The organism is Vibrio sp. 10N.286.51.E5 (genome assembly GCF_041469125.1).
GTDB lineage: Bacteria > Pseudomonadota > Gammaproteobacteria > Enterobacterales > Vibrionaceae > Vibrio > Vibrio crassostreae_C.
In genome coordinates this window covers 1-252 of the sequence record NZ_JBFRJZ010000096.1, presented here as the reverse complement: position 1 = coordinate 252, position 252 = coordinate 1, and the positions used below count along the sequence as shown (strand labels likewise).

The 252-nt window shown below is 46.0% G+C and carries 1 rRNA gene; it reads left to right on the top strand.

What is annotated here, in order from left to right:
• A 23S ribosomal RNA gene (locus tag AB4161_RS21930) occupies positions 1 to 252 on the top strand; the annotation flags it as partial.

The following is a 252-nucleotide window of genomic DNA, read 5'->3' as shown; positions in this document are numbered from 1 at the left end:
CTGAATGGGGAAACCCACTTACATAAGTAAGTATCCTGTTGTGAATACATAGCAACAGGAGGCAAACCGGGGGAACTGAAACATCTAAGTACCCCGAGGAAGAGAAATCAACCGAGATTCCGAAAGTAGCGGCGAGCGAAATTGGATTAGCCCTTAAGCTTTTAATGATGCAGGTGAAGAGTCTGGAAAGTCTCGCAGTAAAGGGTGATAGCCCCGTAACCGACACATCATAATCAGTGAAAACGAGTAGGG